This window comes from Synechococcus sp. WH 8101 (assembly GCF_004209775.1).
Taxonomy (GTDB): Bacteria; Cyanobacteriota; Cyanobacteriia; order PCC-6307; family Cyanobiaceae; genus Synechococcus_C.
Map to the genome: position 1 here is coordinate 431,538 of NZ_CP035914.1, position 20,438 is coordinate 451,975.

The 20,438-nt window shown below is 64.2% G+C and carries 18 protein-coding genes; 7 read left to right on the top strand and 11 right to left on the bottom strand.

Going from position 1 to position 20,438, the window contains the following annotated elements:
- Positions 1–93 precede the first annotated feature (93 nt).
- Entirely contained in the window at positions 94–2,091 is a 1,998-nt protein-coding gene (locus SynWH8101_RS01990) for an Rne/Rng family ribonuclease (RefSeq protein ID WP_130128363.1), read from the top strand.
- A gap of 19 nt (positions 2,092–2,110) precedes the next feature.
- Entirely contained in the window at positions 2,111–2,749 is a 639-nt protein-coding gene (locus SynWH8101_RS01995) for a ribonuclease HII (protein ID WP_130128364.1), read from the top strand.
- Here the strand turns inward: SynWH8101_RS01995 and SynWH8101_RS02000 are convergent.
- Entirely contained in the window at positions 2,679–3,200 is a 522-nt protein-coding gene (locus SynWH8101_RS02000; protein WP_130128365.1) for a DUF1997 domain-containing protein, read from the bottom strand. The genes SynWH8101_RS01995 and SynWH8101_RS02000 overlap by 71 nt on opposite strands.
- Before the next feature lie 51 nt (positions 3,201–3,251).
- Here SynWH8101_RS02000 and pheA point away from each other — a divergent pair, with 51 nt between their 5' ends.
- Positions 3,252–4,097, top strand: a complete 846-nt coding sequence (gene pheA, locus SynWH8101_RS02005) for a prephenate dehydratase (protein WP_130128366.1) — start codon at positions 3,252–3,254, stop codon at positions 4,095–4,097.
- On the opposite strand, the gene SynWH8101_RS02010 is transcribed toward pheA, so the two are convergent.
- The 5 genes from SynWH8101_RS02010 to fusA all read right to left on the bottom strand — a co-directional run bounded on the left by SynWH8101_RS02010 (position 4,067) and on the right by fusA (position 9,450).
- A complete protein-coding gene (locus SynWH8101_RS02010; protein ID WP_130128367.1) occupies positions 4,067–5,038 on the bottom strand; it encodes a methyltransferase domain-containing protein in 972 nt (323 codons plus the stop codon). The genes pheA and SynWH8101_RS02010 overlap by 31 nt on opposite strands.
- Positions 5,032–5,688, bottom strand: coding sequence for an LON peptidase substrate-binding domain-containing protein (locus SynWH8101_RS02015; protein WP_130128368.1), 657 nt, complete (start codon positions 5,686–5,688; stop codon positions 5,032–5,034). Before SynWH8101_RS02015 ends, SynWH8101_RS02010 begins: the two co-directional genes overlap by 7 nt.
- A 56-nt stretch (positions 5,689–5,744) precedes the next feature.
- Positions 5,745–6,065 carry a 30S ribosomal protein S10 gene (gene rpsJ, locus SynWH8101_RS02020; protein ID WP_006042265.1) on the bottom strand — a complete coding sequence of 107 codons (321 nt, stop codon included), beginning with the start codon at positions 6,063–6,065 and terminating at the stop codon, positions 5,745–5,747.
- A gap of 121 nt (positions 6,066–6,186) precedes the next feature.
- Positions 6,187–7,386, bottom strand: coding sequence for an elongation factor Tu (gene tuf / locus SynWH8101_RS02025; protein ID WP_007100675.1), 1,200 nt, complete (start codon positions 7,384–7,386; stop codon positions 6,187–6,189).
- Between the two features lie 42 nt (positions 7,387–7,428).
- Positions 7,429–9,450, bottom strand: a complete 2,022-nt coding sequence (gene fusA / locus SynWH8101_RS02030) for an elongation factor G (RefSeq protein ID WP_254428099.1) — start codon at positions 9,448–9,450, stop codon at positions 7,429–7,431.
- Between fusA and SynWH8101_RS14360 the strand changes: the two genes are divergently transcribed.
- Positions 9,373–9,540: a hypothetical protein gene (locus SynWH8101_RS14360; protein ID WP_254428136.1), complete on the top strand. Its 168-nt coding sequence runs from the start codon at positions 9,373–9,375 to the stop codon at positions 9,538–9,540. The genes fusA and SynWH8101_RS14360 overlap by 78 nt on opposite strands.
- 51 nt (positions 9,541–9,591) lie before the next feature.
- Here the strand turns inward: SynWH8101_RS14360 and rpsG are convergent, their stop codons facing one another.
- From rpsG to SynWH8101_RS02050, 4 genes are all read right to left on the bottom strand, one after another.
- Positions 9,592–10,062 (bottom strand): 30S ribosomal protein S7, encoded by a 471-nt coding sequence (rpsG, locus tag SynWH8101_RS02035; protein WP_007100673.1) that lies wholly within the window; start codon positions 10,060–10,062, stop codon positions 9,592–9,594.
- 83 nt (positions 10,063–10,145) lie between these two features.
- Positions 10,146–10,520: a 30S ribosomal protein S12 gene (gene rpsL, locus SynWH8101_RS02040; RefSeq protein ID WP_007100672.1), complete on the bottom strand. Its 375-nt coding sequence runs from the start codon at positions 10,518–10,520 to the stop codon at positions 10,146–10,148.
- 75 nt (positions 10,521–10,595) lie between these two features.
- A complete protein-coding gene (locus SynWH8101_RS02045; protein WP_130128370.1) occupies positions 10,596–10,922 on the bottom strand; it encodes an AIR synthase in 327 nt (108 codons plus the stop codon).
- 29 nt (positions 10,923–10,951) lie between these two features.
- Complete coding sequence (locus tag SynWH8101_RS02050; protein ID WP_130128371.1) at positions 10,952–12,649, bottom strand: phosphodiester glycosidase family protein; 1,698 nt, start codon at positions 12,647–12,649, stop codon at positions 10,952–10,954.
- Positions 12,650–12,740: 91 nt separating this feature from the next.
- Here SynWH8101_RS02050 and gltB point away from each other — a divergent pair, with 91 nt between their 5' ends.
- Together gltB and SynWH8101_RS02060 are read left to right on the top strand one after the other, a co-directional pair.
- Positions 12,741–17,348: a glutamate synthase large subunit gene (gene gltB, locus SynWH8101_RS02055; RefSeq protein WP_130128372.1), complete on the top strand. Its 4,608-nt coding sequence runs from the start codon at positions 12,741–12,743 to the stop codon at positions 17,346–17,348.
- A 17-nt stretch (positions 17,349–17,365) separates the two neighbouring features.
- Positions 17,366–17,707, top strand: a complete 342-nt coding sequence (locus tag SynWH8101_RS02060) for a YciI family protein (protein WP_130128373.1) — start codon at positions 17,366–17,368, stop codon at positions 17,705–17,707.
- Here SynWH8101_RS02060 and SynWH8101_RS02065 read toward each other — a convergent pair.
- A complete protein-coding gene (locus SynWH8101_RS02065) occupies positions 17,667–19,103 on the bottom strand; it encodes a TolC family protein (protein WP_130128374.1) in 1,437 nt (478 codons plus the stop codon). The genes SynWH8101_RS02060 and SynWH8101_RS02065 overlap by 41 nt on opposite strands.
- Before the next feature lie 87 nt (positions 19,104–19,190).
- Between SynWH8101_RS02065 and SynWH8101_RS02070 the strand changes: the two genes are divergently transcribed.
- Positions 19,191–20,426 carry a hypothetical protein gene (locus SynWH8101_RS02070; RefSeq protein ID WP_130128375.1) on the top strand — a complete coding sequence of 412 codons (1,236 nt, stop codon included), beginning with the start codon at positions 19,191–19,193 and terminating at the stop codon, positions 20,424–20,426.
- Positions 20,427–20,438 lie beyond the last annotated feature (12 nt).

Genomic DNA, 20,438 nt, shown 5'->3' on the forward strand with positions numbered 1-20,438 from the left:
GCGGCTCTAGCCCTGGTTGTTTCTTCCCCGTGCAGCGGGCCGGTCGGCCCTTGATCGGGTTCCAGCCCCGACGGGCGCTCACTGACCTTCTCCATGCCCCAGCAGATAGTCATCGCCGAGCAGCTGCGGATCGCCGCAGTGCTCACCGATGAGCGTGTTGATGAACTGATCGTTGCCCAGGGCCGATACCAGATCGGTGACGTGTATCTCGGCACCGTTGAAAATGTTCTGCCTGGAATCGACGCTGCTTTCGTCAACATCGGTGAAAGTGAGAAGAATGGATTTATTCATGTCACCGATCTCGGCCCCCTTCGTCTGAAGAAAGGAGCGGCCGGCATCACCGAATTGCTCGAGCCCCGTCAGCGGGTGTTGGTGCAGGTGATGAAGGAGCCCACCGGCACCAAGGGGCCGAGGCTCACCGGCAACCTGGCCTTGCCCGGTCGCTATCTGGTGCTTCAGCCCAGTGGTCAGGGCGTGAACATCTCTCGCCGCATCAGTGCCGAAGGAGAGCGCAATCGTTTGCGGGCCCTCGGTGTGTTGGTGAAGCCACCCGGTGCGGGCTTGCTGATCCGCACGGAAGCGGAGGGGATCAGCGAGGAGCTGTTGATCGATGACCTCGAGGCCCTGTTGCGGCAATGGGAGGCGATCCAGCGGGCTGCAGAAACGGCCACCCCTCCGGTGCTCCTCAACCGTGATGAAGACTTCATCCATCGCATCCTGCGCGATCACACCGGCCCTGAGCTGGTGCGCGTTGTGGTGGATGACTCCGCTGCGGTGGAGCGGGTGAGCAGCTTCCTGGGTGAGGAGGGCGCCAATGTGCTGGTGGAGTCCCACCCGGAGCCGGGCGAACTTCTCGAGCATTACAAGGTCAATGCGGCCATCCGGGATGCCCTCAAGCCCCGCGTCGACCTTCCCTCCGGCGGCTACGTGATCATCGAGCCCACCGAGGCGCTCACGGTGATCGATGTCAATTCCGGCTCGTTCACCCGTTCGGCCAATGCGCGCGAAACGGTGTTGTGGACCAACTGTGAGGCGGCAGTGGAGATCGCCCGACAGCTGAAATTGCGCAACATTGGTGGCGTGATCATTGTCGATTTCATCGACATGGATTCGCGCCGTGATCAGCTCCAATTGCTGGAGTACTTCACCGCCGCGATTCGCGACGACAGTGCCCGGCCTCAGATCGCCCAGCTCACGGAGCTCGGTCTCGTGGAGCTGACCCGTAAACGCCAGGGCCAGAACATCTACGAGCTGTTTGGACGGGCCTGCCCCAGCTGCGGAGGTCTGGGCCATGTGGCGGTGCTGCCCGGCAAGGATCTGCTGCAACCGTTGGCCACGGCAACGGGCCTGGTGCGCTCGGCTGCGTCGGCCCGGGCGGAGGTGGCGCCTCCTGCGGAGGCTGGATCCGGCCGTCGCCGTCGCGGCGGGCGGGGGCGTGGCGGTTCTGCTACCGCCGCTGACGATGCCATCAGCACCGTCAGTGCCGACTCCAGTTCGGCCGAGGTGGATGTGTCGGATGCCGTAGCCACCCAGGAGCTGCCATCCCGCCGCCAGGATCCTGAGTTGGTGGCTGTGCCGATGACGGATCAGCAGGAGGAGGTGTATGGCTGGTTGGGCCTCAATCCTGCGCTGCTCTTGGATGAGCCGCCCGAGAGTGACAACCTTATGGTGCGGGTCGTTCGTCCCGGTGCCGATCCGGAGGCGGTGTTGGAGGAGGCACGCCAGCACTTGGCTGCTGCGGGCAGTCGGCGGCGGCGGCGTGGCAGTCGGGGCGGCAGCCGGAGCAACGGTCGCGGTACTGGCGCGAACGGTGACGCAAGCGCTGCCGATCGCGCCGGTGGGGAGCGCGACGCTGCCCCTCTGATGGTGGAGATCACGCCGCTGGAGATCACCCCGTTCGACACCAACCCTCTTGAGCCTGCACCGCAGGCGCTTGAACCGCAGGCGCTTGAACCTCAGACGCCTGCACCTCAGATGCCTGAACCCGCCAGCACCATGGCCTCTCCTGCCATCAGCGTCGACGAGGGCGTCGATCCGGATCAGGAGCCTCGCCGCCGCCGTCGCCGCTCCTCGGCGGCCACGGCGGATTGATTCCCTGTCCAGAGCCGCGATGGCGGAATGGACAGCGGGGGTGGATGAAGTCGGCAGGGGCTGTTGGTTCGGTCCGGTGCTGGCGGCGGCCGTGGTGTTGTCGGAGCCTGCAGCGTCGCGGCTGCTGGCCCAAGGGCTCACCGACAGCAAGCGGCTCAGCCAGCGTCGTCGCGCTCAGCTGGTGCCCTTGATTGAAGCGGAGGCCTGCGCCTGGGCCCTGGGGCAGGCGTCGGCACAGGACATTGACAGCGGAGGCATTCGCGCAGCGACCGAGCTGGCGATGCTGCGCGCCCTGCAGCGCCTGCCTCGATGTCCTGATCTGGTGCTGGTGGATGGGGTGTTGCCGCTTCGGCCCTGGCTGGGCCCCCAGGAGACGATCGTGCGAGGTGACAGCCACTGTGCCTCCATTGCCGCCGCAAGTGTGTTGGCCAAGCAAGCCCGCGATGGCCTGATTCAACGTCTGGCTTCCCGTTTTCCTGAGTACGGCCTGGAGCGCCATGCCGGCTATGGCACGGCCCAGCATCGCCAAGCGCTGCTGAGCCACGGCCCCACGCCTCTGCATCGCCACACCTTTTTGCGCAAGCTGTTCAGCGCGAGGCCGGATCCCGGCACCAGGCCCGAAAGTCCGCCACCAGCTGCCGACCGACGCGTCCCTTGATCGTGAGCAGGATGCCGTTGAGGATGGATTCGCCGGTGCTTTCCAGCACCTTGCGAGGAATCAAGCGCAGCAAGGGCGGCTGACTCACCTGCACTCCGAGGGTGGCGAGTCCCTGCAGACCGGAGTCGCTGGCTTCCAGCACCGCTTCCAGGCTCAACTGAAAATCATCCACCAGGCCGAGGCCTTCAAGATCGGCCTCGATCGCCCGCATGATCAGCTGATGGTCGGAATGGATGACCTCCAAGCTCACCACCGGCTTCACCCGCAACTGAAACACCTGCAGGGTGGTGACGGTGTAGCGGTACCGGCCGGGAGACAGCAGGGTCAGCTGCTGAGGATCCAGGAGGGCCTTGACGACCCGGTCCGTTTCCTGGAGGTAGGCCGGCAGTGCCTCCACCTGCTCATAAACAGGAAGATCCAGGTGCTGGCTGGCGCGGAAGGCCAGGGGCATGGGCGGCGTCAGACGCGGCATGATCCTATCGAGTGTCTGTGGAACGAATCGATGCCCACCCGCGTGGCTTTTCTCGGGCCGGAAGGGACCTACGGCGAGCGTGCGGCCCGTGCCATGGTCAGCCTGGAAGGCCTGGAGGCGGTGGAGCTGGTTCCCTGCGCTGGCCTGCGGTCGGTCGTGGAGCACGTGGCCGATGGCCGTTGCGGCGCCGCCGTGGTGCCCGTGGAGAATTCCGTGGAGGGCGGGGTGACCGCCAGCCTCGATGGTCTCTGGTCCCATCCGGAGCTGTGCATTCGCAGGGCGCTGGTGCTCCCGATCCGTCATGCCCTGCTCAGCAGTGGCCGCTTGGAGCAGATCTCGGAAGTGCTGTCCCACCCCCAGGCCCTGGCCCAGTGCAGTGGCTGGTTGGCGGAGCATCTGCCCGGTGCCCTGCAGCTGCCCACCAGCTCCACGGCGGAAGCCGCACGCATGGTGCAAGGCAGCCAGTTTCGAGCGGCGATTGCTAGTCGTTCGCTCGCCACGCCGGGTGCGCTGGAGGTGTTGGCCTATCCGATCAATGACGCCATCGGCAACTGCACCCGGTTTCTCTGGTTGCAACGTGGCGATCGCTGCCAATCGGGTGACGTGGCCAGCCTGGCCTTCTCACTGCATCGCAACGCGCCTGGAGCCCTACTGGAGGCCCTGGGCGCTGTGGCGGCGCTGGGCCTGAACATGAGTCGGATCGAATCCCGACCGTCGAAGCGCGAATTAGGTGAATACGTGTTTTTTGTGGATGTAGAGCTGCCCCCTGAAGACGATGGTCTGCTGCTCAGTGCCCTCACGGAACGGATGTCTCCCTTCTGCGAGCACCTGAGCCAATTCGGCGCCTATCCGAGCACGGAGTTGGAGCCCGACTGATCACGGCGGAACACCCCGAACTGCATCAGCCCTGTGGCGAACGCCCAATGCATCAGGAGGAGTGTTGGCGTTTCCCTCAAGCCCTGCAGCACAGCTTTGGGGCCGAGGCTGAGCACGGCGCCGGGGCGACGCACCCCCTCCAGGATCGAGTCAATCCAGGAGGGCAGGGTCGCTGCGGTCCAGTCGGCGCTGACGATGGTACCGCCGTGGTTGTAGGGACTGGCGTTGAGATTGGCGCAGAAGCCCTTAATGCTGGCGAATTCCGGGTGGGCCCACTGGGTGAGCAGTTGGTGCATCACCTGCCGCTCGAGCCCCGACATTGCGCCGTCAGAGGCATCGCGGCGATTCCAGTCGGCCACGGCGAGAACGCCGCCGGGGCGGAGCACGCGCAACAGTTCATCGGCGTAACGCTGTTTGTCGGGCATGTGAGGACCGCCCTCGACGCTCCACACGGCATCAAAGTGGCCGTCGGCGAGTTGCAGATCGAGGGCATCCATCACCGCAAAGCGGCAACTCAGACCCGTTGGGGTGAGGCTGGTGGCACGGGCCACCTGAGCGGGACTGATGCTGATTCCCAGAACATCAAAGCCGTACTCACGCGCCAGGATCCTGGCGCTGCCGCCAATGCCGCAGCCCACATCGAGGAGGCGCGAGCCGGGGGGCAGCTGATCGAGACCACTCCAGTGCACGAGGGCATGCACGAAATCAGCCTTGGCGGCTCGGAAGTCTCGCCGCCGAGGCGGCTCGCCGTAGTGCCCGAGGTGCACGTGTTCGCCCCAGAGCTGCTCGAGCAAGCGATCGTCGGTCCAGGCGTCATAAGCCGCAGCAACACTGGCGCTGGAGTGATAGGCGCGATTGCGGCGACTCCAGATGGCAAGGCCCACGGCAGCGGCGGCCGTGGGTATGCCAAGGGCCAGCGCGATGCTGGTGGCGTTCAGCATCCCTCTGAATTCGCCAATGTGTCGCGGAGCACTGTCCGCGCCGCCAACTGGCGACGTGTTTCATCGAGCATGGCGAACTCCTGTTCCAGGCGCTCCCGGGTGCTGGTGAGTTCCAGCAACTCCTGTTGTTGATCTGCCACGGGACCTCCCAGGTGGGCGCCGATCCAGAACGACAGTTCCCGAGGCAGATCGGGCAGGTCATCGGGAAGGCTGGCGGGTGATCCGGTCAGTTTCCCGGTCAGTTCCACCACATCCCTGAGGGCGTGATCGACGGAGCGAGTGAGTGATTCGAGGTCGGACTCGGCCGTGACTGGCTCGTCCTCGATCCATGTCACCATTGCCGTGCGGAAGGGGGTCTCGCGCACCACATCCAGCACGCGGAAACGCTGTTGGCCCAGGGTCACGATGTTGCTGCGACCGTCCTCGGCAGTTTGATGCTGCAAAACCTCAGCACAGCACCCCACCGCAGCCATCGCTTGATTCTGTGGATCCCAGCGCACAACGCCAAAACGGCGATCATCTTCGAGCACACTCTTGAGCATCATCCGATAGCGCGACTCGAAGATATGGAGTGGCAGCACCTCACGCGGAAAGAGAACGACATCCGGCAGAGGGAACAGCGGTAACTCTCTGACGGACAGGTCAGCCACGCAGTTTCATTGCAATCACAGCAATCCTAGGCAGCTGACCCGGAGGACGGGGAGGCTCAGAGCTTCACTTCAATGTCGACACCACTGGGAAGATCCAGTTTCATCAGGGCGTCAATCGTCTTCGCCGAGGGGCTGTAGATGTCGATGATCCGGCGGTGGGTGCGGGTCTCGAAATGTTCGCGGGAATCCTTGTCCACATGGGGTGAACGCAGCACGCAATAGATCTTGCGTTTTGTGGGGAGGGGAATGGGGCCGATGGCGGTCGCCGCCGTGTTGTCGGCCGTTTCAATGATTTTGTCGCAGGAGAGATCCAGCATGCGGCGATCAAACGCCTTCAGGCGGATGCGAATCTTCTGCTGAGCAATGGCAGTGGACATGGAAAGCGAAGGAGAGGAGCCCGCCGGTGGCGGAAGCTGTGAATTGTCGAGGTTCGTCTTGAAAACTGTAGGGGATGGCCCTGCCTAGGCAGGACCATCCCTGAGACTCATCGCCGTGCGATCACTCGATGATCTTGGACACCACGCCAGCACCGATGGTGCGGCCACCTTCGCGGATAGCGAAGCGCATGCCCTGCTCAATGGCGACGGGGCAGATCAGTTCGCCGGTCATCTTGATGCGGTCACCGGGCATCACCATTTCCACATCGCTGCCATCGTCAGCGGTGAAGGCGGTGATCTGACCGGTCACATCCGTGGTGCGGATGTAGAACTGCGGGCGGTAACCAGCGAAGAAGGGGGTGTGACGACCACCTTCTTCCTTCTTGAGCACATACACCTCACCCTCGAACTTGGTGTGGGGGGTGATGGAGCCAGGCTTCACGAGCACCATGCCGCGCTCGATGTCTTCTTTCTGAATGCCGCGGAGCAGCAGACCGACGTTGTCGCCAGCCATGCCCTCATCGAGCAGCTTGCGGAACATCTCCACACCGGTGACGGTGGTTTTGCGGGTGTCCTTGATGCCGACGATTTCGATTTCCTCGCCCACCTTGACCTTTCCGCGCTCGATCCGGCCGGTGGCCACGGTGCCGCGACCGGTGATGGAGAACACGTCTTCCACGGCCATCAGGAAGGGCTTGTCAATCTCCCTCTCAGGCTCGGGGATGTTTTCGTCAACGGCCTTCATCAGCTCGTCGATCTTCGCTTCCCACTCGGCGTCGCCTTCGAGGGCTTTCAGGCCAGAGACCTGCACGACGGGGATGTCATCGCCGGGGAAGTCGTAGCTGGAGAGAAGTTCGCGGATTTCCAGTTCCACCAGTTCGATGATCTCCTCATCGTCGACCATGTCGCACTTGTTCAGTGCCACGACCAGGGCGGGCACCCCGACCTGCTTGGCCAGGAGGATGTGCTCCTTGGTCTGAGCCATCGGGCCATCGGTGGCGGCGCACACGAGGATGGCGCCATCCATCTGGGCGGCACCGGTGATCATGTTCTTCACGTAGTCCGCGTGACCAGGGCAGTCCACGTGGGCATAGTGACGGGTGTCCGTCTCGTACTCAACGTGTGCCGTGTTGATGGTGATGCCACGCTCGCGCTCCTCGGGAGCACCATCGATGTCGGCATAGTCCTGTTTCTTGGCCATGCCCTTCTTGGCGAGCACGTTGGTGATCGCAGCGGTGAGGGTGGTTTTGCCATGGTCAACGTGGCCGATGGTGCCGATGTTGACGTGGGGCTTGTTCCTTTCGAACTTCTCGCGAGCCATTGTGGTTAAAGAATCGGGGGTGGAATTAGGGTTGGGTAGAGATCAGGAATTGCCCTGATTCTTGGAGATGATGGCTTCAGCGACGTTGCGAGGAACATCCTCGTAGTGGCTGAATTCCATCGAGAAGATACCCCGACCCTGAGTCATGGATCGGAGTTCCGTGGCGTAGCCGAACATTTCGGCCAAGGGCACCTTGGCCGAGACCTTTGACGTGCCATCGTCAATGGCCTGACCTTCAACCTGTCCCCGTCGGGATGACAGGTCGCCGATGATCGAGCCGAGGAAATCCTCGGGGATCTCGACCTCGACCTTCATCATCGGTTCAAGCAGCACGGGATTGCACTTCTTAACCGCATCTTTGAAGGCCATGGAGCCGGCAATTTTGAATGCCATTTCCGACGAGTCCACATCGTGGTAAGACCCGTCCACCATGGTGACTTTGACGTCGATCATGGGGAATCCAGCGATGACGCCGGATTCGCAGGTTTCCTTCATGCCCATTTCTGAGGGCTTGATGAATTCCTTGGGGACGACACCGCCAACAATTTTGTTGACGAATTCAAAGCCAGACTCGGGTTCGCCGGGCTCCATTTCGATCACGACGTGGCCGTACTGACCCTTGCCACCGGTCTGGCGGGAGAACTTGCCCTCGCCCCGTGCTGAGGCGCGAATCGTTTCGCGGTACGACACCTGCGGTGCGCCGATGTTGGCTTCCACCTTGAATTCCCGCAGCATGCGATCCACAAGGATTTCCAGGTGAAGTTCGCCCATGCCGGCAATCACGGTCTGGCCGGTTTCAGCGTCGGTGTTAACGCGGAAGGTGGGATCTTCTTCGGCGAGGGCAACCAAGGCCTTCGAAAGCTTCTCCATGTCGCCCTTGGTTTTGGGTTCCACGGCCACCGAGATCACCGGCTCGGGCACGAAGAGGGTCTCGAGAACGATGGGATCTTCCGGTGAACAGAGGGTGTCACCGGTGGTGGTGGCTTTCAAGCCCAGAACAGCTCCGAGGTCACCGGCGCGCAGTTCATCCACCTCTTCCCGGTCGTCTGCCTTCAGCACCACCAGACGGGAGATGCGTTCCTTTTCCCCTTTGGTGGAATTGAGCACATAGCTGCCTTTCTCCAACACGCCGGAATACATCCGCACGAAGGTGAGCTTGCCGTAGGGATCGGCCATCACCTTGAACGCCAGGGCACTGAATGGAGCCTTGTCGTCGGAAGGACGCACCGCTTCTTTGCCGTCGGGCAGAACGCCCTGGATGGGGGGCACATCCACGGGGGCGGGCAGGTAATCGACGACGGCGTCGAGCACCAGCTGCACACCTTTGTTCTTGAAGGCGGAGCCACAGAGCATGGGCACCAGCCCGTGCTTCAGGACACCGATTCGGATTCCGTTCTTGAGTTCCTCGTCGCTGAGTTCACCCGTTTCCAGGAACTTCTCGATCAAGACTTCGTCGGTTTCCGCCACCGCTTCCATCAAGGTGTTGCGCCACTCCGCAACTTCATCGGCCATATCTGCGGGGACATCAGTGATTTCGATGTCTTTCCCTAAATCATCTTTGTAGATGTAGGCCTTGTTGGCGACGAGGTCGATGATGCCACTGAGATCCCCTTCCGCACCGATCGGAAGCTGGATCGGAACCGCATTCGCTTTGAGGCGATCCTTGATCTGACCATGCACCTTGAGGAAATCGGCGCCGGTGCGGTCCATCTTGTTGACGAACACCATGCGGGGCACGGAGTAGCGATCGGCCTGGCGCCAGACGGTTTCCGACTGGGGCTGTACGCCACCCACAGCGCAGAACACAGCGATCACGCCATCGAGAACACGCATGGAACGCTCCACCTCGATGGTGAAGTCCACGTGTCCAGGAGTATCAATGATATTGATCCTGTGATCTTTCCAACTGGTGGAGATGGCGGCCGCCGTGATGGTGATCCCGCGTTCGCGCTCCTGGGCCATCCAGTCGGTGACGGCGGCGCCATCGTGCACCTCACCAATCTTGTGCACCACCCCGGAATAGAACAGAATTCGTTCGGTGGTGGTGGTTTTGCCGGCGTCGATATGGGCGGCAATACCGATATTTCTGACGCGTTCCAGGGGAAAGGCGCGAGCCACAGGATACTCCGGGGTGGGGCGTTAAAAGGCGGGTGAGACTCTACAGGTCCGCCCTGAACAGACGAGAGCTGGCAGGGCGACGCTGAGTCAGTAGCGGTAGTGGGCGAAGGCTTTGTTGGCTTCAGCCATTTTGTGGGTCTCTTCCCGCTTGCGAACGGCGTTGCCCGACTCATTTGCCGCATCCATCAGCTCACCAGCCAGCTTCTGGGCCATGCTGCGGCCGTTGCGGGAGCGGGAGAAATTGACCAGCCAGCGCAGGGCCATGGCGGTGCCTCGCTCCTGGCGCACTTCCATCGGCACCTGGTAGGTGGCGCCACCGACGCGGCGGGCGCGGACTTCCACCAAAGGGGTGGCGTTCTTCACCGCGGTTTCGAACAGCTCGAGGGGATCGCCGCCGGTGCGCTCTCCGATCAGGCCGAAGGCGTCGGACAGGATCCGCTGGGCCGTCGACTTTTTGCCGTGCTTCATCAGGCGGGCCACCATCATCGTGGCCAGGCGGCTGTTGAACTGGGGATCGGGAAGGATCGGGCGCTTTTCGGCAGCGTTGCGGCGGGACATGAACCGTTAAGGATGAGGAGGGGATGGACGGGAAATACGAGAACGCGACAGCAGATCAACGGGCTTGCGTGAGGCCCGACTGATCACTCCTTCGGAGTCTTGGCGCCGTACTTGGAGCGCGATTGACGGCGGTCCTTCACACCGGCCGTATCAAGCGTTCCACGGATGATGTGATAACGAACGCCAGGCAGATCCTTCACACGACCGCCGCGGATCAGCACCACGGAGTGTTCCTGCAGGTTGTGACCGATGCCGCCGATGTAAGCCGTGACTTCGAAGCCGGAGGTCAGGCGCACACGGGCCACTTTGCGCAGTGCCGAATTGGGCTTTTTCGGCGTGGAGGTATAGACGCGTGTGCAGACACCACGACGCTCAGGACAGGCCCGAAGGGCCGGCGATTTGGTCTTCGCCTTGAGGCTCTGACGCTCGTGACGGATCAGTTGTTGGATGGTTGGCATCGACGGTCGGGTTGCGGCCGGAGACCCGACCTGATTCGACAATCCACAACCATACCGGGTCGCCTGACCCGCGTTTCAGAGCCGGGTGAAGGCACTACCGCAGGGGCAGCAACGGATGCCGCTGCGGGCGGTCACCAGGAAGCCGCCGCCACTGAGGTCGCCGCGATAATCCAGGCACAGCCCTTCCAACGCTTGGGCCTGGCTGCTGGGCGCGTGCAGGGTGATGCCGTCCGCCCGGGCAATCGGCTGTCCTCCCATCGGTCCCGGTTGCAGGCGGATCACATGCTCTTCACAACTGCCGCTCACCAGGTCGAGGTGCATCTGGCCGGGGGTGCCGGCCGCTGCGGCCTGACGACCCAGCTCTGCAGCGGCGGCAGGGGTGATCAGCAGGTTGGCACCCATGGAATCGTCAACTCAGTTCGCGGTTTTCATCACTCTGGCACCAGCCCCAGGGCGTTCTGCACCCTGGGCGGGAAGGAGCGCCCTGTCATCACCAGTTGGTTGGCGACCAGCAGGGAGGTGGAGCTGCCGCCATCCAGATTCAACGCATCACCGAGGCCGAGTTGCTGGAGGGCAAGGCTGGTCTCCAGCAGGGTGGGATCGCTTCCCCTGGCGCCTTCGATGGTCATCAACCAGAGCCGCTGCTGATCCTGCGCCACGACCGTGCGGGGGGCCCGCAGCGCCATGAATCCCGCACTGAAGCCCTCCTGGCGTCCGTTGAGCACGACCCGGCCGTTGCTGAGCAGCAGTGGACCGCCGCCGAGCACCTGGGACCGTTCACCGAGGGGAGAGGAACTGCTGACCTTGATCTCCACTGCGTCATCCAGGCCTGCCGGCAGCGGGGCGCCGCCCCGGGCGACGATCAGATCGGTGCCGCTGGCCAGGGGGACGCCACGGGCCAGTTCGGCTCTGCTGTGGAGAGCGACGACACGGCCTGCGCGCACGCTCAGCGCCTGCTCTTCGCCACTGAGAGCGCGGTAGTAAGGCCCCCAGGCTCTGGTGTAGCGACTCAGGCCCCGTTGCACGAACCCGCTGTTGAGTAGTCCCAGCCCCCAGCGTTCCCCACTGGCGAGAAGCAGTTCCTGATTGAGGCGCAACCGACCGAACGCGAGGCGCTCGCCGGGATCCCAGCCAATGGCGCCCCGATTCAGGATCGGCCCGGAGAGCCAGGAGCCGTTGAGGCGCACCGCGCCGAGGGGCAGTTGACGCACCCGGTTGAAGAAACCACCGTTCACGGCCACCATCGCGCCGGCCGGTTGGGCCAACTGGTTCAGGAAGCGCAGCCCTTGTTGGGCCTGCGTGGGGGCCAGGGGGAGCAGGCGGAGCCCCTGGCCCTGGGGAACCGCGCCGGCCCGATACACGGTGAGAGGTTTGACGCCGACGGTGACCGTGCGTCGATCGAGCACCAGGCCGCGGCTGATCAGGGATTGGACCGCTGGGCTCATCAGGGCGGTCGCCAGGCGGTCGATGCCCTGGCTGCGGCTGTTTTCACCCCCGGTAGAGACGCCATCGAGAACGATGCGCCAGGGATCGGCCAGGGTGAGGGTGGCGAGAGCCTGGCCCTGGCCGGGTAAGGCCAGTTGGGACCGCTGGCGCTGGATCCGCAGCCCCATGCCGCGCAGTTGGCCGGCCTGGGTGGGCGTCGTGCTGACGCCAAGCACCAGATCATTGCCGAGGCGCTGCACCAGGGCCGGGCCGCTGAGATCCAGAACCAGTCGATTGGCGGTGCTGCCCTTGCCGCGTCGCAGCTGCTGCACCCGGGGCGCGGGGAGGGAGACCCTCAGGCTGCGGCTCGAGCGGCTGGTTTGCACGCCGACGGAGTCCAGCCACCCGGCGACCTCGATGGCCACTTCATCCTCGAGGCTGCGTTGCGGCAGAGAACTGAGCGCCACTTTGCGGCCATACCACTCAAGCTGTTCGCCCCGATCGGACTGGGTGCGCACAAAACCGAACTGACTGATCAGAAGATCCAGCGGTAGCCAGAGTTGCTCGGGCCGCCGGTTGTCGCTTCCGACCCAAAGCCAGGCTGCCTCGAGGTCATGGCCACCGATCCGGATGCGATCGCCGCGCTGCGATGGGGAGAGCCGCACCTCGGCGATGGGGCTGGGTGGTGGCGGCAGATCGACCATCGCGCAGACGCTAACCACGTGGCGCTGACGCTAGCCCGGTCTTTGGGGCTGCACCGTGCCTCCTTAAGATCTGAGATCGCGTCGATGGGTTATGACACACCTCGCAGGCTCATCTTGGCCCTATTGCGACAGCCGCGCTCCGGCTGCTGTGACCGGTGAGAAGGATGCCTGTGGTGTGGGCTTCCTCGCCAATCTTCAGGGTGTTGCCAGCCACTGGCTTTTGGAGCAGGCGCTGCGCGGGCTGGGCTGCATGGAGCACCGCGGCGGCTGCGGCGGCGATGGCGACTCCGGTGATGGCGCCGGTGTGCTCTGCGGCATCCCATGGCCCTATTTGGAGGCGGTTTGGCCTGAGGCGGCAGCCGTTGAAACGCCACGCGGCCTGGGCATGCTCTTCATGCCCACCGATCCGGAGCGGCGCGCTGAGGCGCAGCGTTTTGCGGAACAGGAGGCTGCGGCCCTTGGTCTGCGCTCCTGTGGCTGGCGGGAGGTTCCTGTCGATTCCGTTGTTCTGGGGCCTCTGGCGCGAGAGACCGCGCCCAGCATTGTTCAGTGGGTGTTGTGTGGCGGCAGTGATGGTGACGCCCTGGAGGCGCTGTTGTTCCGCCTCCGCCGTCGGATTGGTGAGCGCGCACGTCAGGCCTGGGGTGCGGAGGCCGCTCGCGATCTCTACATCGCCTCCCTGAGCTCCCGCACGGTTGTTTACAAGGGGATGGTGCGCTCGGAGGTGCTGGCGGCCTTTTACGCCGACCTCCGGGATCCCCGTTTTGCGGTGAGCTTTGCGGTGTATCACCGGCGCTTCAGCACCAACACCCTGCCGCGTTGGCCCCTGGCGCAACCGATGCGCTTGTTGGGACACAACGGTGAAATCAACACGTTGCTGGGCAATCTGAACTGGGCCCGCGCTTCAGAAGCCCATCTTGAGGATGTGTGGGGTGACGCGGCTGCCGATCTCAACCCGGTGGTGAATCCCGCCTTCAGTGATTCCGCCAATCTCGATGCCACCCTCGAGCTGTTGGTTCGCAGCGGTCGTTCGATCACCGACAGCCTGATCACTCTGGTGCCGGAAGCGTTCCGCCATCAACCCGAGCTGGAGGATCGCCCGGCGGTGCGAGCGATGTATGAGTTCAATGCCGGTCTGCAGGAGCCATGGGATGGCCCGGCGCTGCTGGTGTTCGCCGATGGCAAGCGGGTCGGCGCCACGCTGGATCGCAATGGCCTGCGGCCCGCGCGCTACTGCATCACCGACGATGGCTTTGTGGTGATGGGTTCCGAAACCGGCGTCGTCGATCTCAGTGGGAAAACTGTGATCAGTCGCGGTCGACTCGGGCCTGGGCAGATGCTGGCGGTGGATCTTGAGCGCGGCGAGCTGCTGGACAACTGGGCGGTGAAAGAGGATGCGGCGGCCCGCCATCCCTACGCCCAGTGGCTGGAGCAACACCGCCGCAATCTGGCGCCCCAGCCTTGGAGCAACGACCAGCAGCTGGCTGATCTCGATCTGCTGCGGTTGCAGACGGCCACCGGATTCACGGCCGAGGATCTGGAGCTGGTGATCGAAGACATGGCGGGCGCTGCGAAGGAGCCCACCTACTGCATGGGGGATGACATCCCACTGGCGGTGCTCTCTGACAAGCCCCATCTCCTCTACGACTACTTCAAACAGCGGTTCGCTCAGGTCACCAACCCGCCGATCGACCCCCTGCGGGAACAGCTGGTGATGAGCCTGGAGATGCATCTGGGGGAGCGTCGCCCAGCGCTCCGGCCCCAGCCCGAGGCCGCCGCCCTCGTGCATCTCGATTCGCCGGTGCTGAATGAGGCGGAGCTCGAGGCGATTGCCCATCAGGGACTGCCCTGCACCACGCTCTCCACCCAGTTCGATCCCGCCGCCTCACTCGATGGGCTTGAGAAGGCGCTGGATCGGCTTTGCGCTGCGGCATCCGCAGCGGTGGAGGCGGGATCTCAGATTCTGGTGCTGAGTGATCGCCATGGCCTGGCCGGTGCTCCCGCCCATCCAGCGGCCACCGCCGCCTCCCTGCCACCGCTGCTTGCGGTCGGGGCGGTGCACCATCACCTCCTCCGCGCCGGACAGCGTCTGCGGTGTTCCCTGGTGGTGGACACCGCCCAGTGCTGGAGCACCCACCATCTCGCCTGTCTGATCGGCTACGGCGCCAGTGCCGTCTGTCCTTGGCTCACCTGGGAGACAACGCGCCACTGGTTGGCCCATCCCAAAACCCAGAAACGGATCGAGCAGGGCAAGCTGCCCTCCCTGACTGCCGCCAAGGCCCAGGCGAATGTGCGGCTGGCTCTGGAGAACGGTCTGCGCAAGATCCTCTCCAAGATCGGGATTTCTCTGCTCGCTAGTTATCACGGCGCCCAGATCTTTGAGGCCATCGGCCTCGGTGCCGATGTGATCGATCGCGCTTTCTCCGGCACCACCAGCCGGGTGGCCGGGCTTTCACTCCAGGAGTTGGCTCGCGAGACCCTGCTGCTGCACGCTAAGGCCTTTCCCGAGCTCAATCGCAGCAAGCTCGAATTCATGGGCTTCGTGCAATACCGCACCGGCGGGGAGTACCACCTCAACAGTCCAGAGATGGCCAAGGCCCTGCACAAGGCGGTGCATGAAGGACCGGGTTATGACCATTTCTCCACCTATCGCACCCTGTTGGAGAACAGGCCGGTGACGGCGTTGCGGGATCTGCTCGAGTTCAAGCCAGCCACCACGCCGTTGCCCCTCGATCAGGTGGAGAGCGTGGAAAGCATCTGTTCCCGCTTCTGCACCGGGGGCATGAGTCTCGGAGCATTGTCGAGGGAGGCCCATGAGGTGCTGGCGGTGGCGATGAATCGCATCGGCGGCAAGAGCAACAGTGGAGAAGGCGGTGAAGATCCAGCGCGCTTCAAGGTGTTGAACGACGTTGACGCGGCCGGCCACTCCACCACCCTGCCCGCAATTCAGGGACTCCGGAACGGTGACACCGCCTGTTCGGCGATCAAGCAGATCGCCTCGGGGCGTTTCGGCGTGACGGCGGAGTATCTGCGCAGCGGTAGGCAACTGGAGATCAAGGTGGCGCAGGGTGCCAAACCCGGCGAAGGAGGCCAGCTACCTGGACCCAAGGTCGATGCGTACATCGCCTGGCTTCGCAACAGCAAACCGGGCGTGGCCCTGATCTCACCGCCACCCCATCACGACATCTATTCCATTGAGGATCTGGCCCAGCTCATCCATGACCTGCATCAGGTGCATCCCAGAGCCAGGGTGTCGGTGAAGCTGGTGGCGGAAATCGGCATCGGCACCATCGCCGCCGGTGTGGCAAAGGCCAATGCCGACGTGATCCAGATTTCCGGCCATGACGGTGGCACCGGCGCTTCTCCCTTGAGCTCGATCAAGCATGCGGGCAGCCCCTGGGAGCTTGGCCTCACCGAGGTGCATCGCAGCCTTATGGAGAACGGTCTGCGGGATCGGGTGCTGCTGCGCGCCGACGGTGGTTTGAAGACCGGCTGGGATGTGGTGATGGCCGCTCTGCTCGGCGCTGAGGAATACGGCTTCGGTTCGGTGGCGATGATCGCGGAGGGCTGCATCATGGCCAGGGTCTGTCACACCAACAATTGCCCCGTGGGCGTGGCCACCCAGAAGGAGGCCCTGCGCAAGCGCTTCACCGGGCTGCCGGAGCACGTGGTGAATTTCTTCCTCTATGTGGCTGAGGAGGTACGTCAGTTGCTGAGTGTGCTCGGCGTGGCCCGTCTGGAGGATCTAATCGGTCGCAATGACCTGCTCCAACCACGGCAGGTGTCGTTGGAGAAAACCGCCGCGCTCGATCTCACCACCCTGTTGGCACCGGTGCCCGGCCATGGGGAGCGCACCTGGTTGCAGCATGCCGCTGAAGCCCATGGCAATGGCCCGGTTCTGGAGGATCAACTCCTGGCCGATGCCGAGTTGATGGCTGCGATCGAGAGCCACGGTTCGATTCGCCGCAGCCTGGAGATCGCTAACACCGACCGCAGCGTCTGTGCGCGCCTGGCCGGTGAGATCGCCGCTCGCCATGGCAATCGGGGCTTCCGCGGCCAGCTGCAGCTCCATTTCCAGGGTGCTGCCGGTCAGAGCTTCGGCGCTTTTCTAGTGCAGGGCATGGATGTGCGTCTCCAGGGCGAAGCCAATGACTACATCGGGAAAGGGATGAACAGTGGCCGCATCGTGCTGGTGCCGACGGCCGAGGTCCTCTCTCCCGGCGAGCAGGTGATCATCGGCAACACCTGCCTGTATGGCGCCACCGGAGGTGAGGTGTTCGTGCATGGTCGCGCCGGGGAGCGCTTCGCTGTGCGCAACAGCGGCGCCCACACTGTGGTGGAGGGCGCTGGAGATCACTGCTGCGAATACATGACCGGTGGCATTGTGGTGGTGCTCGGCAGCACCGGTCGGAACGTCGCCGCGGGCATGACCGGTGGGGTGGCTTTCCTGCTGGATGAGAACGGTGGAGTCGCTGACCGGGTGAATCCCGAGATCGTCGAGATCTGCAGCCTCGAGACCGCAGAGCAGGAGGCCGTGCTCAAACCTCTGCTCGAAGCCCATCAAGCCGCAACCGGCAGCGAGATGGCCGCGGCGATCCTGTCGGACTGGACGCGGTGGAGGTCACGCTTCAAGGTGCTGGTTCCCCCCAGCGAGAGAGCGGCCATGGGTCTGGTGGATCGCGCTGCCGTCACGGCCTGATCGGCCAGGCCCCAGGCGTGCCCCTCTTCATCAAGCACGAGACGTTCACGCCTGCCACGGCCGCCTTATCCGTGGCTCAGCGTCGTCGTCATCTGGAGGCCCATCGCGATTGGGTGGAGCAGCAGCGGACCTCAGGATCGATTCTCTCCAGTGGCTTCCTTGTTGATGGCGAGGGCCAACCCGGCGGCGGCGGGCTGCTGGTGCTGGAGGCCGAAAGTTATGCCCAGGCCCTGGCGCTGGTGCAACAGGATCCGATGGTGGCTCGCGGCCTGGTGGACTGGACGTTGCAACAGTGGCGGCCGGTGGCGGGGCTGCCGCTCATTGACGCCCCGTCTCCAGCTCCAGGCCGGCCCGACTGAGATTCCATTGCTGGATCGCCGTGGCTTCAGCGCTGCGGGCCGCTTGCAGATCGCGTTGGGCCAGCAGCAGTTCGGTGACCGGCGCAATGCCGGCGCGATAGCGCAGCTGGGCATCCCGCACCGCTTCTTCGGTGGCGATCACGGCCTCCCGGCTTGAGACCATGGCGGCCTTGGCGCTGCGGTGGGTGTGCCAGAAGGTCTCCACCGCCTGGATGATCGTCTGTTTGCGTTGTTCCAGCAGCAGGCGTTGTTGGTCGACCTGACTGCGCGCCAGGGCTGCACTCTGGGCTGACAGCCCGCCGTCGAACAGGGGTTGGCGCAGGGTGAGCAGCACGCCGTAGTCGTAAAAGCTGCCGCTGGCACTGCCGCTGCTGGTCAACGTTGGCAACTCCAGTTCACCGGCGACGGGCACATTGCTGACGCGACCACTGCTGTTGAGCACCGGCACATTCAGGTTGTCGCCACTGATGCCGCCGCCGAGCAGGAGCCCCACCCGCGGCAGCATCGTGCCCCTGGCGGCCCTCACTTTCGCTTCCGCAGCGGCCTGTGCCTGCGCGATCACCTCCAGCGCCGGGCGATTGCGGGTGGCGGCCTCGATCGAGGTCTGCAGCTCCAGCGGCCATGGCGACTGGGCCAAGAGGGGATCGGTGGCTTCCACGCTTTGATCAGCAGGAAGGTTGAGCAATCGGGCCAGGGCGCTGGCGGCGATCGCCCGGGCCGAGCGGGCGGCGCTGAGTCCGCGCTGGTCGGTGGCGAGCAGGGCACGAGCACGGAACACATCGATGCGTGCGCCCAGCCCGCCATCCCGCAGCGCTTCCGCATCCTTGAGCAGCTCGCTGGAGAGGGCGATCGATCGCTGCCATACGGGGATCAGCGCATCGCTGAGCTGCAGGTTCAGGTAGGCATTGGTGATGGCGAACCGGCTCTGTCGCCGCTGCTCGGCGATCCGTGCCGCGGCGGCCTGATCGAGGGCCTTGGCCGCCGACAGCAGCGGTCCACGTTCGAAGTCGATCAGGGGATAGGTGAGTGCGAGCCCGATGTTGCCGAAGGTGTTCTGGATCACGGCGTAGCCATCACCGCCGAGATCGAGATCGAGATCGCCGATGGTGGGCAGATTGGAAATGAAACCGATCGAGCTGCCCACCTGGGCCCAGCTGCCGAGGCCCACCACATCGAGCTTCGGCAGAAACAGGCTGCGGCTGACGCCGACACCCGCTGCCGTGGTTGCTTTTTCGGCCTCGCTCTGTTGGAGCATGAGCGAGGCTTCCATGCCCTGCGCCAGGGCCTGGTCCAGGCTCAGGCCGAGAGGATCGCTCAGCCTTTCGGGTGCGGCGTTGGCCGGCAGCCAGGATGCGGCGGCCATCAGCAGGGAAACCAGGAGCCGTCGTCGGAGCATGCCGGTGAATCCTTCAGCGGTGGCTCGGAGCCATCCAAAAACGGCGCTACCCTACGCGCGTTTTAAAAGCGCATAGGTGAAGCGCGGATGGGTGCTCTGTTGCAACGGTGCTGGCCGATCGCCCTTGTCACCGGCGCGACAGCGGTGTGGGCGGTTGTACCGGCGATCAATGTGCAAGTGTTCGGATCCGCCGTGTTGCTGTCCCCTGGCGACCGCCGGGGGCTGTACAGCCGCTCCCCCGGCCAGGTGCTCAACCTGAACGTCCCAGTCGGAACGCGTGTGGCCAAGGATCAGGTGCTCGTCCGGCTCGATCGCATCGATCAGGCCGCCCGCGGTGGTCCCGCCCCCACCGGTCAGCCCCAGGCCCTGGATCGTCAGCTCGAGGCCAACGCAGATCAACAGCGGGGATTGGTGGAGCAGTTGCGCGCCAACTCCTCTGAGGTAGAGGCCCTGCGCCAGCAGATCACCACACTGCAGGTGAGCAATCAACCGGTGGGGCAGCAGCTCACGGCGCTGGAAGACTTGCGTCAGAAGCAGGTGATCCCCACCTACAGCCCCCTCTGGGTGGCCGCCCAGGATCTTTATCTCGGCAACAAGGCGGCCATCCGTTCGCTCGAGGCGAAGATCGCTCAGCTGGAGGCCAATCGTGGTCTCCTCCAGGCCCAGCAGGCCGAGTTACGGGCGGTCCGGGCCGAGCTTGAGGCCCTGAGTCAGTCGCTGGAGCTGCGCGCTCCCGAGTCCGGCCGGTTGGTGAGCTGGGCCGTGGAGGAGGGCCAGCCCGTGCTGCCTGGCGAGCGCCTGGGCACGTTGGCTCTGGAGCGTCCCCGTGCGGCATCCAGGCAGGCGATGGCTCTGTTCACCGAGGCGGATGCCACGCGGCTTCGCGTCGGCGCACCGATCGAAATTGAGCCGATCCTGCAGAGCCGCAATCAATACGGCGGCACGGCTCAGCGCTACGGCGGCGTCGAAGGAACAATCAAGGCGATTTCGCCCACACCGCTGGATGCGGCCGCCCTCGCCAGTGTGGTGGGCGAAGCGGATCTGGCGGTGTCGCTGGTGGCGCGGGCCCGGCAGGAAGCCTTTGGGGAAGGAGGCGATCCGCTGGCGATTCTTCCTGGCAAGGCCACGGCGCCACTGATGCTCGTGCGGGTGGAGTTGGAGTCGGCGCCAACCCCCTCCGGATTGCGCTGGAGTGGGGGCCGCGGGCCTGATCTGCGTTTTGACGATGGTCAGCCCGCTGAAGCCAAGGCCTCCGTGGAACGACGGTCTCTAGTGAGTTACGCCCTGCCGTTTCTGCGCTGGATTGCCGGCTTCAATCGCTGAATCTTTGATCTC

What these genes read in the sequence shown, in the direction of transcription:
- SynWH8101_RS02000 (WP_130128365.1), bottom strand. Translation starts at nt 3,200, where the DNA reads ATGCCCCTGGCCTTCCGCGCCAGCCAGCACCTGGATCTTCCTGTTTAT.
- SynWH8101_RS02070 (WP_130128375.1), top strand. Translation starts at nt 19,191, where the DNA reads ATGGGTGCTCTGTTGCAACGGTGCTGGCCGATCGCCCTTGTCACCGGC.
- rpsJ (WP_006042265.1), bottom strand. Translation starts at nt 6,065, where the DNA reads ATGTCCACTGCCATTGCTCAGCAGAAGATTCGCATCCGCCTGAAGGCG.
- rpsG (WP_007100673.1), bottom strand. Translation starts at nt 10,062, where the DNA reads ATGTCCCGCCGCAACGCTGCCGAAAAGCGCCCGATCCTTCCCGATCCC.
- gltB (WP_130128372.1), top strand. Translation starts at nt 12,741, where the DNA reads ATGACACACCTCGCAGGCTCATCTTGGCCCTATTGCGACAGCCGCGCT.
- SynWH8101_RS02050 (WP_130128371.1), bottom strand. Translation starts at nt 12,649, where the DNA reads ATGGTCGATCTGCCGCCACCACCCAGCCCCATCGCCGAGGTGCGGCTC.
- pheA (WP_130128366.1), top strand. Translation starts at nt 3,252, where the DNA reads ATGCCCACCCGCGTGGCTTTTCTCGGGCCGGAAGGGACCTACGGCGAG.
- SynWH8101_RS02010 (WP_130128367.1), bottom strand. Translation starts at nt 5,038, where the DNA reads ATGCTGAACGCCACCAGCATCGCGCTGGCCCTTGGCATACCCACGGCC.
- rpsL (WP_007100672.1), bottom strand. Translation starts at nt 10,520, where the DNA reads ATGCCAACCATCCAACAACTGATCCGTCACGAGCGTCAGAGCCTCAAG.
- tuf (WP_007100675.1), bottom strand. Translation starts at nt 7,386, where the DNA reads ATGGCTCGCGAGAAGTTCGAAAGGAACAAGCCCCACGTCAACATCGGC.
- SynWH8101_RS02065 (WP_130128374.1), bottom strand. Translation starts at nt 19,103, where the DNA reads ATGCTCCGACGACGGCTCCTGGTTTCCCTGCTGATGGCCGCCGCATCC.
- SynWH8101_RS01990 (WP_130128363.1), top strand. Translation starts at nt 94, where the DNA reads ATGCCCCAGCAGATAGTCATCGCCGAGCAGCTGCGGATCGCCGCAGTG.
- SynWH8101_RS02045 (WP_130128370.1), bottom strand. Translation starts at nt 10,922, where the DNA reads ATGGGTGCCAACCTGCTGATCACCCCTGCCGCCGCTGCAGAGCTGGGT.
- SynWH8101_RS01995 (WP_130128364.1), top strand. Translation starts at nt 2,111, where the DNA reads ATGGCGGAATGGACAGCGGGGGTGGATGAAGTCGGCAGGGGCTGTTGG.